18 protein-coding genes are annotated in these 16046 nt (G+C 28.3%); 12 read left to right on the forward strand and 6 right to left on the reverse strand.

Annotation, left to right across the window (positions count from 1 at the left end; translation table 11 throughout):
• Positions 1–68 precede the first annotated feature (68 nt).
• From ACSYT2_RS00990 to ACSYT2_RS01025, 8 genes are all read left to right on the forward strand, one after another.
• A complete protein-coding gene (locus ACSYT2_RS00990) occupies positions 69–1214 on the forward strand; it encodes a murein hydrolase activator EnvC family protein (protein WP_438382836.1) in 1146 nt (381 codons plus the stop codon).
• Positions 1215–1239: 25 nt separating this feature from the next.
• Positions 1240–2160 carry a permease-like cell division protein FtsX gene (gene ftsX, locus ACSYT2_RS00995; protein WP_430857405.1) on the forward strand — a complete coding sequence of 307 codons (921 nt, stop codon included), beginning with the start codon at positions 1240–1242 and terminating at the stop codon, positions 2158–2160.
• A 133-nt stretch (positions 2161–2293) separates the two neighbouring features.
• A complete protein-coding gene (gene rfbC, locus ACSYT2_RS01000; RefSeq protein ID WP_430857404.1) occupies positions 2294–2827 on the forward strand; it encodes a dTDP-4-dehydrorhamnose 3,5-epimerase in 534 nt (177 codons plus the stop codon).
• 21 nt (positions 2828–2848) lie between these two features.
• Positions 2849–3991, forward strand: a complete 1143-nt coding sequence (locus tag ACSYT2_RS01005) for a DegT/DnrJ/EryC1/StrS family aminotransferase (protein ID WP_438382838.1) — start codon at positions 2849–2851, stop codon at positions 3989–3991.
• A gap of 3 nt (positions 3992–3994) precedes the next feature.
• Positions 3995–4678, forward strand: coding sequence for an acetyltransferase (locus tag ACSYT2_RS01010; protein WP_438382839.1), 684 nt, complete (start codon positions 3995–3997; stop codon positions 4676–4678).
• A gap of 2 nt (positions 4679–4680) precedes the next feature.
• Positions 4681–5451, forward strand: coding sequence for a glucose-1-phosphate cytidylyltransferase (gene rfbF / locus ACSYT2_RS01015; protein ID WP_430857401.1), 771 nt, complete (start codon positions 4681–4683; stop codon positions 5449–5451).
• Positions 5433–6530: a CDP-glucose 4,6-dehydratase gene (gene rfbG, locus ACSYT2_RS01020; RefSeq protein WP_438382841.1), complete on the forward strand. Its 1098-nt coding sequence runs from the start codon at positions 5433–5435 to the stop codon at positions 6528–6530. Before rfbF ends, rfbG begins: the two co-directional genes overlap by 19 nt.
• Before the next feature lies 1 nt (position 6531).
• On the forward strand, positions 6532–7758 hold the full coding sequence (locus ACSYT2_RS01025; protein WP_438382842.1) for a glycosyltransferase family 2 protein: 1227 nt from the start codon (positions 6532–6534) through the stop codon (positions 7756–7758).
• A gap of 69 nt (positions 7759–7827) precedes the next feature.
• Here the strand turns inward: ACSYT2_RS01025 and ACSYT2_RS01030 are convergent, their stop codons facing one another.
• From ACSYT2_RS01030 to ACSYT2_RS01040, 3 genes are all read right to left on the reverse strand, one after another.
• Positions 7828–9078, reverse strand: a complete 1251-nt coding sequence (locus ACSYT2_RS01030) for a glycosyltransferase family 2 protein (RefSeq protein ID WP_430857398.1) — start codon at positions 9076–9078, stop codon at positions 7828–7830.
• Between the two features lie 90 nt (positions 9079–9168).
• The gene (locus ACSYT2_RS01035; RefSeq protein ID WP_430857397.1) at positions 9169–9624 is read right to left on the reverse strand and encodes a hypothetical protein; all 456 of its coding nucleotides are present in this window, start codon (positions 9622–9624) and stop codon (positions 9169–9171) included.
• Positions 9625–9665: 41 nt separating this feature from the next.
• A complete protein-coding gene (locus ACSYT2_RS01040; protein ID WP_438382844.1) occupies positions 9666–10121 on the reverse strand; it encodes a hypothetical protein in 456 nt (151 codons plus the stop codon).
• Between the two features lie 120 nt (positions 10122–10241).
• On the opposite strand from ACSYT2_RS01040, the gene ACSYT2_RS01045 reads away from it, so the two are divergent.
• The 4 genes from ACSYT2_RS01045 to ACSYT2_RS01060 all read left to right on the forward strand — a co-directional run bounded on the left by ACSYT2_RS01045 (position 10242) and on the right by ACSYT2_RS01060 (position 13968).
• Positions 10242–12305 carry a hypothetical protein gene (locus ACSYT2_RS01045; protein WP_438382846.1) on the forward strand — a complete coding sequence of 688 codons (2064 nt, stop codon included), beginning with the start codon at positions 10242–10244 and terminating at the stop codon, positions 12303–12305.
• Positions 12306–12355: 50 nt separating this feature from the next.
• Positions 12356–12796: a hypothetical protein gene (locus ACSYT2_RS01050; protein WP_430857394.1), complete on the forward strand. Its 441-nt coding sequence runs from the start codon at positions 12356–12358 to the stop codon at positions 12794–12796.
• A gap of 181 nt (positions 12797–12977) precedes the next feature.
• Positions 12978–13448 carry a hypothetical protein gene (locus ACSYT2_RS01055; protein WP_430857393.1) on the forward strand — a complete coding sequence of 157 codons (471 nt, stop codon included), beginning with the start codon at positions 12978–12980 and terminating at the stop codon, positions 13446–13448.
• Positions 13449–13479: 31 nt separating this feature from the next.
• A complete protein-coding gene (locus ACSYT2_RS01060) occupies positions 13480–13968 on the forward strand; it encodes a hypothetical protein (RefSeq protein WP_430857392.1) in 489 nt (162 codons plus the stop codon).
• Here ACSYT2_RS01060 and ACSYT2_RS01065 read toward each other — a convergent pair.
• From ACSYT2_RS01065 to ACSYT2_RS01075, 3 genes are read right to left on the reverse strand one after another with little or no spacing between them, the layout of a single operon-like run.
• The gene (locus ACSYT2_RS01065) at positions 13961–14416 is read right to left on the reverse strand and encodes a hypothetical protein (RefSeq protein WP_438382848.1); all 456 of its coding nucleotides are present in this window, start codon (positions 14414–14416) and stop codon (positions 13961–13963) included. The two genes, ACSYT2_RS01060 and ACSYT2_RS01065, sit on opposite strands and share 8 nt — an antisense overlap.
• Before the next feature lie 23 nt (positions 14417–14439).
• Positions 14440–15540, reverse strand: coding sequence for a glycosyltransferase (locus tag ACSYT2_RS01070; protein WP_430857390.1), 1101 nt, complete (start codon positions 15538–15540; stop codon positions 14440–14442).
• A 4-nt stretch (positions 15541–15544) separates the two neighbouring features.
• Complete coding sequence (locus ACSYT2_RS01075; RefSeq protein WP_438382850.1) at positions 15545–16045, reverse strand: hypothetical protein; 501 nt, start codon at positions 16043–16045, stop codon at positions 15545–15547.
• Position 16046: the final 1 nt, after the last annotated feature.

Raw genomic sequence — 16046 nt, forward strand, 5'->3', positions numbered from 1 at the left:
ATGGCTTTTATATTTGTATAATAAAGGATGTAGGAATAAAATGGAACAAGATTTGGGAGTAATTAAGTATGAAAAAGAAGGCAATATATTTATTAACAGGGTTAGTAGTTATAAATTCATTAGTATTTTATTTTGAGAATCCAATATATACATATTCAGTAGATAAGGATGCTAAGGAAAAGATAGATAAGTTAAATGAGGCAGGAAAAAATTTAGATGAAGCACAGAGAAAAAGAAAAGAGGTAGAAAAGGAAACTGTTGAGATTCAAAACAAAATAGATGAAGTACAAAATAAATTAAATGAATTACAAAATTCTATTGATGTAATAGAAAAGGATAATAAAAGGATTGATGAAGAAATAGATGAAATACAAAAGGAAATAGAAGAAAGTTATGAACTAATTAGAAGTGTTATGAGAATTGAGTATGAACAAAAATCAGGTGGATATATAGCTTTAGTTTTAGAATCTAAAGATTTTACAAGTTTTATAAGAAGGCTTGAAGTGGTATCTAAACTTGTAAAAGATAATAATGCAATAATTAATGAAATAAAAGCTTTAGAAAAAGATTTAAATACAAAGAAAGAAAAATTAAGTGCTCAAATAAGTGAACTAGATGAAAAGAAATTACAGATTCAGCCTGAAAGGGATAGCTTACAAGTATTGATGGATGAGAATAGTAAAAAGGTTGCAGAACTTATAGAGTTACAAAAAAATATTGGTGCAGATATGATGTTAACTGCAAGTGAAATAGAAGGCCTTGAATTAACAGGAGATAAAATAGATAAGGAAATAGTAGATTTAACTGGGGATGGTACATATGAAGGAGAAATGACTTGGCCAGTACCAGGATATAATGATATATCCTCTCCTTTTGGATATAGGGTACATCCTATTTCAGGTCTGGTTAAGCTACATACAGGGATAGATATACCAGCACCAGCAGGAACAGAGGTTATAGCAGCGAATTCAGGTAAGGTAATAATATCAAGATACAATGAATCCTATGGAAATATGATTGTGATAGATCATGGTAGTGGCATTGTTACATTATATGCTCATAATACTCAACGGTTAGTGAAGGTAGGAGATGTAGTTACTAAGGGACAAGTTATTTCTTTAGTGGGGACAACGGGTAACTCTACAGGTAATCACTGTCACTTTGAAGTGAAAGAAGATGGACGAACTGTTAATCCTATGGGTTATCTACAATAGATGAAGTAAGGAGGGGGCTATTAAGATGAAAAGACATACAGTAAAAAATTTGGTTGTAGATGGGGCTAAGAATATTATTTTAAATAGGCTTGTATCATTTATAGCATTAACAACAGTAATTATATCCTTAAGTTCATTAGGAATATTCTATTCAATAATAAGAGTTATGAATGATAATATAACTAATTTACAAGGTGAAATAAAAATAGTTACTTTTTTGAATGATGATATTGAAGAAGATAGAGTATTAGAACTAAAAAATGAGATACAGGATATGGATGATGTGGAGGAATTAAAGTACATTACCACAGATGAAGGCTTGGATTTATATAAAAAGAGCTTTGAAGATGATAATGATGATGAAATGAAAAGAATAATTGATGAGGTTGCTGAGGAGGGAAGAAATCCTATTCCTGCAACTTTTGAGATTAAGCCTACAAATGGAGCTGATAGTAACAAGGTTAAGGAGAAGTTAGAAGAATATAAGGAATTTTATAAGGTATCAGATGGAAGCTTAGTTACTGAATTTTTAAATAGTATAAATAAATATGTTAAGATTTTAGGGTATGGTTTAATAGGAGTATTACTTCTTGGAGCTATATTACTTATATCAAATGCTATAAAGGTTTCTGTATTTGTAAGAAGAAGAGAAATTAGAATAATTAAGTTTATTGGGGCAACTGATAATTATGTTAGGTTACCCTTTATTATTGAAGGAGCAATTATAGGCTTATCTGGATCTATTATAAGTATTATGATTATTTCAGGGCTATATACTTTTTTATCAAGTAATATACATAGTTTCGTAGGTTCATTTATATCAGGTTTTTATTTAACACCACTAGGAAGTATATTAGTAATATTAGTACCAATTATATCTTTAATTGGTGGAGGTATTGGTGGTTTAGGAAGTATAGTATCTCTTAAAAAATATTTAGATGTTTAAAAATAAGATAAATAGTGAATTTTAAAGAAAGACATTAGCCTTGTGCTAATGTCTTTCTTTATTGTTGTAATAAATGAACCAATAGAATAGATATGAATATAGTAGTAATAAAGTTTTAAATTAGGAGGAATTAATGTTTTTTATAGAAACAAGACTTAAAGGTTCTTATATTGTATCTATGGAAAAAATAGGAGATAGCAGAGGCTCTTTTTCAAGGGCATGGTGTAAAAGAGAAATGGAATCCTATGGATTAGATGCAGACATACTTCAATGTAATATGTCTTATAATGCAAAAGCCGGTACATTAAGAGGAATGCACTTTCAAAAGGAACCTTTTTCAGAAACAAAGTATATAAGGTGTATAAAAGGTAGTTTTTACGATGTGATTATAGATTTAAGAGAAGATTCTCCAACTTTTGCTCAATGGATTGGAGTAGAGCTTAGTGAAAAAAATGGAAAAGCCCTATATGTACCAAAAGGATTTGCTCATGGATATTTAACATTAGAAGATAATACAATTGCATACTATCAAGTGACTGAGTTTTACAATAAAGAAAGTGAATCTGGAGTAAGATGGAATGATAAGAAGTTTAATATTGAGTGGCCATTAATAAATGAATTAATAATATCTGAAAAAGATAGAAAATGGCCATTATTTCAAGAATAAATATTAAGGAGAATAAGTGGGATGAAAGTAAGATTATTTAAGCCAAATGTTGGGGCAGAAGAGTTAGAGGCAGTAAAAGGAGCTTTTGATAGAGCTTGGCTTGGAATGGGTCCTAAAACAAAAGAATTTGAAGATAAATGGAAAGACTTTGTAGGTTGTAATGAGGCAGTAGGACTTAATTCATGTACAGCAGCCTTACATTTAGCATTATCAGCTTTTAAGTTTCCTAAAGGAAAGAAGGTATTAGTTCCTGTACTTACTTTTGCAGCAACGGCTATGGCACCTTTATATAATGATTTAGAGCCTGTTTTTGTAGATGTGGATGAAGATACATTATGTATTAGTTTAGAGGACTTAGAAAAAAAATATGATGAGGATTGTGTAGCAGTAATTCCTGTTCTTTATGGAGGTTGTCCAGGAAAAATAGATGAGGTAGTTAAGTGGGCTAGAAGCAAGAACCTAAAAGTAATAGAAGATTGCGCTCACACAGCTGGAGGAAAATTTAAAGGTAAAATCCTTGGTACCTTTGGAGATATAGGTTGTTATAGCTTTGAAGAAAAGAAATGTATGACTACAGGGGATGGAGGAATGATATGTTCAGATGATGAAGAACTAATTGCTCCTTTGAGGCATAGTAGATGGGTAGGAATGAATAAGGATACCTGGCAAAGAGAAAAGGAGAACAATATAAGTTCAGAAACTAGTCAGTGGTATTATGAAATTTTAGACCTAGGATATAAATATAATATGAATGATTTGATGGCATCTATAGGATTAAAACAATTAGAAAAACTACCACAAATGAATAAAAGAAGAATGTATATAATTGAAAAATACTTAGATGGTATTAAATGGTGTACAACATTTAGACCAGCAATTCCCTATAAAAAGGAAGTAGGTAGTTACTGGATGTTTATGCTTAGGGTTAATAATAGAGATAAGTTTATTAAATTTATGCAAGCAAGAGATATTGCTACAGGAGTACATTATATGCCATTAACTTTACATCCATATTTTAAAAAGTATGAAAATGATACTCCTACTGCGTATAGGATATGGAATGAGTTTGTAACTATTCCTCTTCATTCAGGGTTAACTGATGTAGAAGTGAATTATGTGATAAATGCAATGTTAGAATTTGATAACTTAAATGGGAGGAAGTAAGAGATGAAATTAATTCTTATTGGGGCAAAAAATCCAGAAACAATTAGAGTTATAGCAGCTGTAAAAAGAACTATAGCAAACTTTGAAGTTGTTGGGCTTTTAGATAATGACCCTAATAAGAAAGGAAAAGATTTTTATGGAATTCCAGTACTAGGAGGAAATGAGATACTAGATGAGTATATAGGAAAAGACATTAAATTTCTAAATCTAATTACAGGAACTACTGAATTAAGATATGAAACATCTAAGGTTATAGCTGATATGGGATTAGAGTTTGATAACTTAATTCATCCTAGTGTAGATTTAACCATGACTACAATAGGATTAGGAAACTATATTCAAGAAAATGTAGTAATACAAGCAGACTGCAGAATTGGAAATAATACAGCTATTAATATGGGGTCTCTTATAGGACATGAAGGAACTATAGGGAACTCAGTTTTTATAGCTCCTGGGGTATCAATTGCAGGAATAGTAACCATAGGTGATGGTACTTTAATTGGGACTAATGCAACAATACTACCAAGAAGAAAAATAGGGAAATGGTGCACAATTGGGGCTGGGGCAGTAGTGACTAAGGATGTTCCTGACTATGCAGTAGTTGTTGGAAATCCAGCAAAGATTCTTAAGTACAATAATAAGAAATATGATAGTGGAGATATAATTAAAACTAAGGAAGGGGAATAAATATGAAGGTAGTAATACTATGTGGTGGAAGAGGGACAAGAATGGCTGGGGAAACAGAATATAGGCCTAAGCCATTGGTAACTATAGATGGAAAGCCGATGATATGGCATATTATGAAATTCTATTCTTCCTATGGATTTAATGATTTTATACTATGTATCGGATATAAGGGAGAAATGATAAAGCAATATTTTATGGAAATGTATTGGAGAAATAATGACTTAACCGTTCATATAGATAAGAATCAAAAAATAGAATACCATACAAATGAAGAGGAAGAAAATTGGAATATTACAATTGTAGATACAGGCATTCAAACTGAAACTGGTGGAAGATTAAAATCAGTTGAGAAATATATTGATGAAGAAGAGTTCTTATTTACCTATGGAGATGGTCTTAGTGATGTAAATTTATATAAGCTAGTAGATTACCATAAAAGCAAAAATAGACTAGCTACATTAACAGGGGTTCATCCAGTATCTAATTTTGGAATTATGGATGTAGAGGATGGAATAGTAAAGTCTTTTAAGGAAAAGCCTGTGCTAAAGGATATGGTTAATGGTGGCTATATGGTTTTAAATAGGAAGGTATTTGACTATATAAAGGAAGATTGTTCTTTTGAAGGAGGACCTTTAATGAATATTGCAAAGAATGGAGAGCTTGCAGTATATGAGCATAATGGTTTCTGGAAGGCAGTAGATACATTAAAGGATGTATTAGTAGTAGAGAATATGTGCAAGGAAGGGAATATACCATGGAAAATATGGAGCTAGATATTTTTGATGGTTTTTATAAGGATAAAGTAGTATTAGTAACAGGGCATACAGGATTTAAAGGCTCTTGGTTATCATTATGGTTACAGGAATTAGGGGCAAAGGTTATAGGATATTCTTTAGATCCAGAAAATAATGAGGATAATTTTAATGTTTCAAGACTTAGTTCAAAAATAGTAGATATTAGAGGAGATATTAGAGATTTTAAAAAGCTAGATGATGTTTTCAATCAGTACAAGCCAGAGATGGTATTTCATCTTGCAGCACAACCTTTGGTAAGAGAATCCTATAATAATCCTAGAGAAACCTATGAAATTAATGTAATGGGAACTTTAAATGTATTAGAGGCTATAAAAAATAGTAATAGTGTTAAAGTAGGGGTAATGATAACAACAGATAAATGTTATGAGAATAAGGAAAGAATATGGGGATATAGGGAATATGATCCAATGGGGGGATATGACCCATATAGTTCAAGTAAGGGATGTTGTGAGCTTTTAATATCTTCATACAGAAATTCCTTTTTTAATTTAGAAGAATATGATATGCATAACAAGGCTATTGCATCAGTTAGGGCAGGAAATGTCGTAGGGGGAGGAGACTTTGCTAAGGATAGAATAATTCCAGATTGCATTAGATCTATTAGAAATAATGAGAAAATCTCTGTTAGAAGCCCAGAAGCAATTAGGCCTTGGCAACATGTATTAGAACCTTTATATGGTTATATGTTATTAGGAAGAAGGCTATATGAAGATGGAAAGCTATATTCAGAAGGTTGGAATTTTGGACCAAGTGATGAGCTTCAAGTAAGAGTATCAGAAATAGTAAATCTAATAATAAGAAATTTTGGGGAAGGCTCATGGGAAGATAAATCTGAAAAAAAGGGAGTACATGAAGCTAATTTATTAACTTTAGACTGTACTAAGGCAAGAATTAGGCTAGGATGGTCTTCTATAATGTCCATAGATGAAACTATTGAGTACACTGCAAAATGGTATAGAGATTTTAAAGAAGATATGTATATGTTTAATGTAAATCAAATAAGTGACTACTGTAAATTAAGACGGGGAGTGGTTTGATTTGAAAAAAGTAAGCATAATTATGTTAGCTTATAATAAGCTGGAGTATACAAAACTAGCTGTAGATAGTCTATATAAATATACATCTAATATTGATTTTGAATTTATAACAGTAAATAATGGCTCAAGTGATGGAACAAAAGAATTTTTTGATTCTTTACCTAACGAGAAAAAAATCAATTATGAAACTAATGTTGGAGGGGATAGAGCCTTCAATGAGGCAATTAAACAGGCAGAAGCTGAGTATACTGTATTCCTAAATAATGATTTAATATTCACGGAGAATTGGCTAGAGAATTTAATAAAGGTAATGGAGTCAGACCCTAATATAGGTGTAGCGGTGCCAGTATGTAATTCATCATCAAACTATCAGACTGTAGCATTAGAATATTATGATACTAATATGCTTCAAGAAGTAGCAAAGAGCTATAATAAATCAGATAGTAGTAAGTGGGAAGAAAGATTAAGGCTCATGTTATATGCAGCAATTTTTAGGACTAAAGAGTTAAAGGAAATAGGAGGATTAGATGAGATATATTCTCCAGGTGGCTTTGATGATGATGACTTAACTTGCAGATATAGAAGGGCAGGGTATAAGTTAGTATTAACAAAGGATACTTATCTTCATCATTATGGATCAGTAACTATTGGAGAAGCCTATGCTGCAATCTTAGGAAGAAACAGAGTATTCTTTAAGAATAAATTTGGGTATGATTCTTGGGAAGCTAATTATATTAATTTTAATGTTGTAGATAACTTAAATTATATTAATAAAGAAAAAATCAAAATTTTAGGTATAGGTGAAAGTTGTGGTGCAACTATACTACAAATTAAAAATAGATTAACTGAGTTAGGTAATAAAAATATAGAATTAGAGTATTTTTCTTTTAGTAATATGTATACTACTGATTTAAATACTATATGTAATAGGGTTCGAAGTGGAAATATAGTTGAACTTTATGAAATATTAGAAGGGGAGAAGTTTGAGTATATTTATATGGATAAACTTATATATAGCATTAGTGAAATAGCTACATTTATAAGCAAGATAAGAGATAACCTATGTGAAGATGGAACACTAATTTTTAATATAAAAAATATAAGTACTTCAAATGGGGAAGTATGCAGTAGAGAGGATGTAAGGAATTTAATTAATATCAATGGATATAAAGAAAGTAGGAGAATTACTGGGGAAGAGGAAATAGATTATTATTTTATATGCAAATAAATATAATGGCTACTTTGAAGATTTTTTTAATCTTTAAAGTGGCCATTATCTTAAAATATTATACTATAGTTAATTAATATCTATTATAGTAGGAGGTCTTAAAATATATATACAATCTTTATCATTTGATTTAATGTCAGAAATTGAATAATTATAATCCTCTATAATATTTTCTAGGTTTTCCCTGAAAGTTGAGCTTGCAGTATTAGTAAAGGTTATGAAAAGATCACCATTTTCTTTTAAGTTATTTCTAAAATTACTTAGTAGATTACTAATAACAAGATCACCAAGGGTACTAAAATCCTCTTCAATAAATATAAAATCATATTTATTATTAGAAATAGATTCATCTACTTTATCCAAAGAGCCTAATATTACAGTATCGAAAAGAGTTTTTAAATCAGTTAAATATAAGCTTCCAAGGGAGTAATATGTTGTTTCTATATTATCTATCCATTCATTTCGTTTTAAAATATTTTTAGCTCGGAGCATTGTATTACCGCAGGTTCTACCAACAGATAGGAAGCTAAGATCTCCCTTTTTAGAACAGTCTAGATTTAATAAAACTAGATAGTTCATTGAGAAGATAACTTGATAGACATCTACACCAAATTTATTTATAAAGTATAAATGATTTTTATTCATATGAGGACGATCTACATAATGTTCAACCATAGTTACAGAACCATAGTGATGTACATAAGTATCATAAGCTAAAATTAATTTATAGCCAGCACGTCTATAACGGAAACTTAAATCATCATCGTCATGACCACCAGGTGAATATGCTGTGTCTAATTTACCTAATTCTATCAATTCTTTAGTTCTAAATGCCACAAGATACATTGTTAAATCTACACGTTCTTCCCATTTACGAGGATTAGAGACATTATAATTTCTAGCGAATTCTTGAAGCTCAGTGGTGTTTGTATATTCTGCATAAACAATTTGATCATTAGTAGGAGTATTACTAGCTGGAACTACAGCACCTACTTTAGGATCTGAATCTAGGACTTTAACAATATTACTAAGCCAGTTGGTAGTAAGAATAATATCATTATTAATTAAAACATAATACTCTCCTTCTGAAATATCTATGGAATCATTTATGGCCTTTTCAATCCCAACATTAGTTTCATAATTTATTTTTTTCTTATTAGGTAATGAATCAAAATATTCCTTAGTACCATCAGTTGAGCCATTATTAACGGTAATAAGTTCAAAATCTACATCCTTTGAGTACTTATATATGCTATCAATGCATAATGTAGTATAAGAAAGTTGGTTATATGCAAGTACTACTAGACTAGCCTTTGTCATAGTTAGAGCTCCTTCATAAAAAATAATACACAATCATAATATGCTTTTACTATTATATTTGTGTATAGATATTTTAAATTATCATATAAATCAGTTTAATGGAATTAACTTAAATAAAGTTGCAATATTATAATAGAAAGTTCTATTATCAATGGGCTCAATTTCTATATTTAAAATATCGTAGGCTATTTTAAAGAGTTCGTTATCAATAAGATAATCTGTAGGGCAATTATTAATAAGTTCTGGTAGTGGAAAATGGCATATATTTAGGTCATTAGAAAATGCTAATAAAAATATATTATTGGAGCTACTATCAGAAATATATTTTAAATAAGCTTTAAAAGAGTATTGGATAGTAAGCATGAATTTAGTTATAGAGTATCCTTCGTTAGAAACTAAAGGAGTAGTATTCATAAGCTTAGAATTATCTATTTGTAAGTTAGAAGTTAAAGATAAAGTTTTTTTTATTGGCTCTAAGCTCTCTTCAATTGATATGTATCCATCTATAATAGATTCTTTATAATAAGCTATTTCATTCAAATTCAAACCTTGTCTACCTCCCTTATTGATTTGGATAAATTACTGAGTTAGATTACTTGTACAAATAATATAAGACTTATAAAAATAGAATGGGAATTGAATTTACTTGCAGAAATATCAAGGATATTTACAACAATATTGTTATTACCATAAGAAGATCTATCTAAGGAGGTTAATGATTCAACAAAAAAAAGTTCGAAGTTATCATAATAAATTGAGCCATTTTCATTATTAGAGATATACTTTACATTACTAGAAATAGAACCTTTAAAGAATAATTTATATGTTCGTGAAGGGTTTTTATTTAAATAAGCTTTATTAGGGATTTCTACTATGTTAGTACTTAAAATTTTTGTGGTTGCTGAGGATTTAAGTACGGTATTTATTCCAGGTTTATCAGATGGAATAGCAACTAATCTAGAGACAGTAAAACTTTTAAATTTAGTATTATCCTTTATTTTAGGCAGTATATTATGGAAGTTTCTAATTAATTGATTTTGCACTATTACACCTCAAAATTATTTATTTCATTGTATCTTATGAAACAAATAATAAATTAAGTATAACTATACATATATTTTTTAATATAAAAGAAAATTTATAAAATAAGGGGAGTGAGGATAATGAAGGAAGGGACTACTCTTAATAAAGCTTTGAGAATGAAGGGTAATAGAGAGAAAGCAACCTTATATTCAGAAATAGCTTATGAAGTTGAGTTTAAGAATAATACATCACAGGATATTTTTAATGTGAAAGTTCCAATAAAAATACCTAGTCATTGTAGATACAAGGAAGATAGCCTATATATAAATGGTAAAAAATACAGTGTTAATAAAGGGAATGAGTTTAAAATATCAGTATTTCCATCTAAGAGTATTTTAAAGTTAAATTATTCAACAATAGTAAATGAAATTCCTTTAAGTGGTCAGATAGACAATAATATTGTGATAAGTTATAACCCAAGCAATAATGAAGAAAGTATTAGAAGGATATATAGCAATATTGTTGTTACAAAGATAAAGGGAGTAAAGTTACATATAGAAAAAGTCTTAGATAAAAAGGAATATGGAATAGGTGATCTTATTGAAGAGGAGATAATAATAAGAAATGATGGAAATATAAAGGCAATAAATCTAATATTAGAAGAGATATTTCCAAAGGGAATATTATTAGAGAAGATAAAGCTAGGCAGAGATGAATTAGAGAGAGGGAAAAATTATAAATATATAAAGATAGGAAACCTTGAAGTAGCAGGTACTATAAATATAAGGATTATTGGAAAGATAGTAGATATAGATATTAGAGAGGATAGAATAAAAACTAAAGCTAAGTATGATTATTTTGATGACTATGAAGAAAAGTATATTTTAGAAACAATAGAAAGTAAGGAAATTCCTTTAAGCTATAGAATTGAAGAATTTGATAATAGCCTAGGTAATATAGATGAAAAAAATTCTAAAGAAAGTAGTAATGAAGAAGATGAAGTAGAAGAAATTGATATAACAGTTGAAAAAATAAATTGCGAAATAATAAGCGATAAAGAGAATTATATAGTTGGAGATAGGGGTGTATTTAATTTATATATTGATAATTTAGGGAGCAGAGCCTTAGAGAGGGTCTCTATTAAAATAAATATACCAGAGGGAATACAAGTAATTAATAATGATGTATTCATAGATAATAATAGGTATAAATACAACAATGAGTCAGATGGGATAATTCTAGATAGAATTGATGCAAATGAAGGAATAGAGTTAAAGTATTATGGGTTAATTGAAGAATGTAAGAAGGGGGATTTTATTGAAACAAGCTATATAGTAAAAGGGTATTATAACTATGGTAATGAAGTTAAGGAAGAAATTAAAGAGTATATAGGTCCTGTACTAAGAAACAAGGTAGATGATATAAGTCTAAAGTATTTTTTTGTTTCTGATCAAGAAGTACTATTACTAGGAAAAGAAGTTAAGTATACAATTACCATAATAAATGATGGAACTTTGCCAGTAAAGATAAAGTATAGATTGGAACATGGAAATGAAATACAAGAGTTATTAGATACTAAATATGCTGCTGATGATGGTGGGGTTGAATATAAAGAAGAAATAAATATAGAAAGAAATGATGGAGTAGTACTAGATAAGAGCTTTGTATATACAAGATTTAGGGGTAATAAGCTAATAGGGGCTAAGGGAATTATAGATATATATTATAAGGGGGAGGGTGATAGGGAGTATAGCTATAAAAAGCTAGAAACAGATACCTTAGAAATAGAGGCTTCTAATACTACATTTGAAGAGGTAGTAGTTGAGGATGAAATTGATATATCGGAGGTTACTCCAAGGATGAGGGAAGTAAGTAATGTTTACTTTAATCCTACAATTATTAGTGAGAATATTAGAAGCATTAATAGAGATATGAACTATGATTCTAAGGATATAATTGGATACAGTTTATCTTATGTAGGTAATCTAAGTTATACAATTGAGTATTTAGGTTTTGAAGGTGATGATGTTATGTATTTTATGTCTAGAGAAAAGGTCTTTTCATCTAGTATAAATTTACCTGATACTTATGTAGATGGAGAGAAAATAAGTATAATACCTGAGATTTTAGATTTAAATTATAAAATAGTGGATAGTAAAAGATTATTTATTACAATTAATTTATTAATAAACACAAATATTTAATATTGAATACTATAATAATGGCTAAATTTATATTGGAGGGCAAACATAGTATGAATATGAAAAATAAAAAGTCTAAATATATTAATTATATAAGTCATTTAAATAAAGATATTGTTTATGAAAATAGCCCAAGAGAAAATAACATCAAGTATAATTATGAATTAAAGGTTGTTAAAGACCTTGATTTTAAGAGCAGCTATATAGATTTTATAGTAGATGAAAAATTATCAGAAAAGAATATAAATATCACGTTAAATAAAATGAAATTTACTAGGGTTTTAGGGAAAGTAGAGGATTGTAATGGCAGCATAGTAGCTAATAAACTTATTAAATTATATAGGGCTACTTTATTTAACTATAAAACTGAGTATAGATTTGTTAGTGAAACAATTACAGATGAGTTAGGAAAATATGAATTTGTAATACAAGGTGATATAGGAGAGGTACATTATATAATAAAAATAGAAGATGAAATAAGTATATTAACCTAAGGAAATTGGTACTATATATTCTTTATATATGTTGTCAAATATATAATAAGCTAGCTTAGAGCTGGCTTTTTTACTTTATAGAGTATAGTAAAAGTCCATTTATAATATTTTAATATAAAAAGGAAAGGATGAATTAATTGAGGCATATAGTAATAATAGAATAATAATTTTGGAGCTTTAAATGAGGAATTTATATAAAAATTTAATTGAGTACTCAGGAATCTCAAAATACATACCTAAAGGTTTAAACTCATATAAAGAAGTTGACGTTGAAAGCATTATAAAAGTCAAAAAAGATAATATAAAAATAAAGGAGATTGTAAAAGTTAGTACACTATCAAATATTATGAGTACGAGAGTAATTAAAACACCTGTATGTGAATCATTAGAGGGACAGAGGTTAACTGGAGAAAAGTACGTTATAGAAGGTGAGCTTTCTATAAGAGTTGATTATTTATCAAAGGAAGAGGTGAATAGAATATATTGTCTTAACCATAAAGAATTCTTCTCTAGTTCAATTATATTACATAAGGATTTGATTGGAGGTTCTACACTCATACCTTCAATTTTTATTGAAACAATAAATGGAGAATTGTTAAGTGAAGGGGAGGTGCTAGTAATTAATTCAATACTTGCTACAGTAGAAATGTAAAATATAATTAAAAAGGAAAGGAGGGAAGATAGTGAGGTTGTTACAAAATGGAACAGAAGTATATGGTGTATCAGAAAATATAATAATAAAATCAAAATGCTTTAAGGAATTTGATTTTCAAGTTAATACCTTGATTAAGGGGGAAAAATTAGAAAATATATTATCAATAAATGTAGTGGTCCTTGTAGGGGAAATAGGTATTATTAAAACACCAATAAAAATATCTAGTGAAGGCATGTACTTAAGTGGTTATAAATTGAAGGTTGAGTTAATAATTGATATGAAAATGAAGTTTATGACTAATTCATGCCGAAATAATATAGGAGTAAAGAGTAATAAAATAGTTAAAGTTATATATATAGTTGTTCCTTTAGAGCATAGTGGAGAGAGTATGGTAGATATACTAAGAAAAAAAAGAGTAGATATTAATACATATATTGAAGATATTTATTGCGAAGTTAGAAATTATAATGTTATATACACTAATATAGCTGCTATAGTAACAGCCAACTTTAATTAGAGATAGAGGTTTCATATAGAGAATAACTAGTAGATAAATTAAGGTTATTACGACAATCCTTCCAAAGACACAATAAGTTAGGGGAAATATCAACAGAAATACTAGATGAATCTGAAATAATGAAGTCTCCTATACTTGAATTTAAGCTGATTATTTTTATTCCTGATTTAGAGGTATATTCAATATATAAATTAATATTTATTTTTAAAGTACTAATATACTTATTAGTTATAATTCCATTATCTTTATTTGAGCCTATAGGTATAGATGTTATAACAGAGGTAGTAATATCCTGAGTTATATTAGTAATATCATCTAAAGATAACCAGCTTGAATAAGGAAATTCAAAAACACTATTAGAAATCTTTAAGTTATTATAATTAAGTATATCTTTATCTATATTAGCAGGTAGAAAAGCAAAACAATTTTTAAAGCTATTCCAATTCATTAATATCCCTCCAATATTTATATCTATAGGTTATACACATCTAACAAAGAGTCCAAAATTAAATTAGGATTAAATTTATTTGCAATATCTAGAATTTCGTAATCATTTAGTAGTTCATAATTAGAAGTATCTATATTAAATCCATGGTTTAAATCTGAAATATAAATAGGGTAGTCTTCGAGATATTCTAGATTACTCTGGTTTTGATAAGCTAAAATTTTAGTTTTTAAAAATAGGGCATATAGGCTAGTTAGGTTTAATTCATTACAAGGATTTAAGTTTATAAAGCAGATAGAGCCGTTTATTAAATCAATAATATCTATATAAGATAAATTATTAAGAAAGACTACATTAGATGATAAGTTAATGCTATCAATGTATTTAACTAAATCAATATAAATATTCTTATTTTTAGGAAGATATGTTAAGGCTAAAATAAGAATAGAATCATTAATCCTAGAGTAGGAATTGAATAATTTAATTGTATCTATTAAGGTATTTCTTGAATTAATTTCTCCTACATATATGTAATAATCCTTATATATATTAAATTTTCCTTTAACATATGTTCTACTTAAAGCCTTACTCCGGCCAAGTAAATCAAAGGAAATACTTGGTGGAATAACTTCTATAAGATCACTATTAAGAGAAAAGTAGTTACATAAATCAGTTTTCATAAAGTTATATGGAACTATTATATTATCAGAGAATTTTATAGTTTTATCTAGTCTTGCTAAGTATAGATTCTTATAGTTTGAATCTATATACTCACTAAAGAATAGGGGTAAGGTGGTATAGATAGTAGATACTTTTTTTACATTATCATTGTTAGTAAGAGAAAAACCATTATGAAAGCAGTGGTAAATATTTATTTTATTTTTGTCTATATATTCAATTAAAGATTTTTTATTATCTAATGAAAAATCTAGCAATTCAATATGAGGGGCAGCATTAAAGTACTCAGAGTCTAAATGAGAAGTAGAAATTATATTTTCTTTAATAATGGTACTATTAAAGCAGGAAGAATTATTATAGCTAAGTAGTGCATTTAAGTGGCTAGCACAGTACTTGGAGGATTCTATATTATATAAAAAACAGGGTAAAGCATAGTATAAAATATTCATAAGTCTATATAAGCTCCTTATCAAAGAATAAATTTTTAGAATCACTATTAATAGCATTAATATCCTTAAGGGGATTAGTAATAGGGACATTATTCATAGTCTTAGAAGGATCAAGAGCAATAATAAGAGAATAGTCAAAGGTAGATTTAGAAATTTTATTAAAGGATCCCTCTAATATTAGTAGTTCAACCTTTGACAGCTCATTATAGCTTTTAATAGTAATAATAGACCTATGACTATACTTAAAGAATACTCCATTATTATTACTATCAATTCCAATTATATTAAAGTCAAAATTACAAGTTATTATATTTAATATCATATCTTCAAAGGGTAAGTATTTAATATTAGTTATTTCACCAAGAATATTAATTTCAAAAAAATCATCTATATCTTTATCAAGGGTAATAATGGAATTTACAGTTTGAGTTTCCATATTTTTTAATGATTTATTTAATAATAGCTCTTTTGGAGTTAATCCTTTAATAGAAAAATTGTTATACATA

This window comes from Clostridium zhoujianii (assembly GCF_051590805.1).
Taxonomy (GTDB): domain Bacteria; phylum Bacillota; class Clostridia; order Clostridiales; family Clostridiaceae; genus Clostridium.

Coding starts and splice junctions, on each gene's coding strand:
- ACSYT2_RS01050 (WP_430857394.1), top strand. CDS start 12,356: ATGAATATGAAAAATAAAAAGTCTAAATATATTAATTATATAAGTCAT.
- rfbC (WP_430857404.1), top strand. CDS start 2,294: ATGTTTTTTATAGAAACAAGACTTAAAGGTTCTTATATTGTATCTATG.
- rfbF (WP_430857401.1), top strand. CDS start 4,681: ATGAAGGTAGTAATACTATGTGGTGGAAGAGGGACAAGAATGGCTGGG.
- ACSYT2_RS00990 (WP_438382836.1), top strand. CDS start 69: ATGAAAAAGAAGGCAATATATTTATTAACAGGGTTAGTAGTTATAAAT.
- ACSYT2_RS01045 (WP_438382846.1), top strand. CDS start 10,242: ATGAAGGAAGGGACTACTCTTAATAAAGCTTTGAGAATGAAGGGTAAT.
- ACSYT2_RS01010 (WP_438382839.1), top strand. CDS start 3,995: ATGAAATTAATTCTTATTGGGGCAAAAAATCCAGAAACAATTAGAGTT.
- ACSYT2_RS01030 (WP_430857398.1), bottom strand. CDS start 9,078: ATGACAAAGGCTAGTCTAGTAGTACTTGCATATAACCAACTTTCTTAT.
- ftsX (WP_430857405.1), top strand. CDS start 1,240: ATGAAAAGACATACAGTAAAAAATTTGGTTGTAGATGGGGCTAAGAAT.
- ACSYT2_RS01070 (WP_430857390.1), bottom strand. CDS start 15,540: ATGAATATTTTATACTATGCTTTACCCTGTTTTTTATATAATATAGAA.
- ACSYT2_RS01065 (WP_438382848.1), bottom strand. CDS start 14,416: ATGAATTGGAATAGCTTTAAAAATTGTTTTGCTTTTCTACCTGCTAAT.
- ACSYT2_RS01075 (WP_438382850.1), bottom strand. CDS start 16,045: ATGTATAACAATTTTTCTATTAAAGGATTAACTCCAAAAGAGCTATTA.
- rfbG (WP_438382841.1), top strand. CDS start 5,433: ATGGAAAATATGGAGCTAGATATTTTTGATGGTTTTTATAAGGATAAA.
- ACSYT2_RS01055 (WP_430857393.1), top strand. CDS start 12,978: ATGAGGAATTTATATAAAAATTTAATTGAGTACTCAGGAATCTCAAAA.
- ACSYT2_RS01005 (WP_438382838.1), top strand. CDS start 2,849: ATGAAAGTAAGATTATTTAAGCCAAATGTTGGGGCAGAAGAGTTAGAG.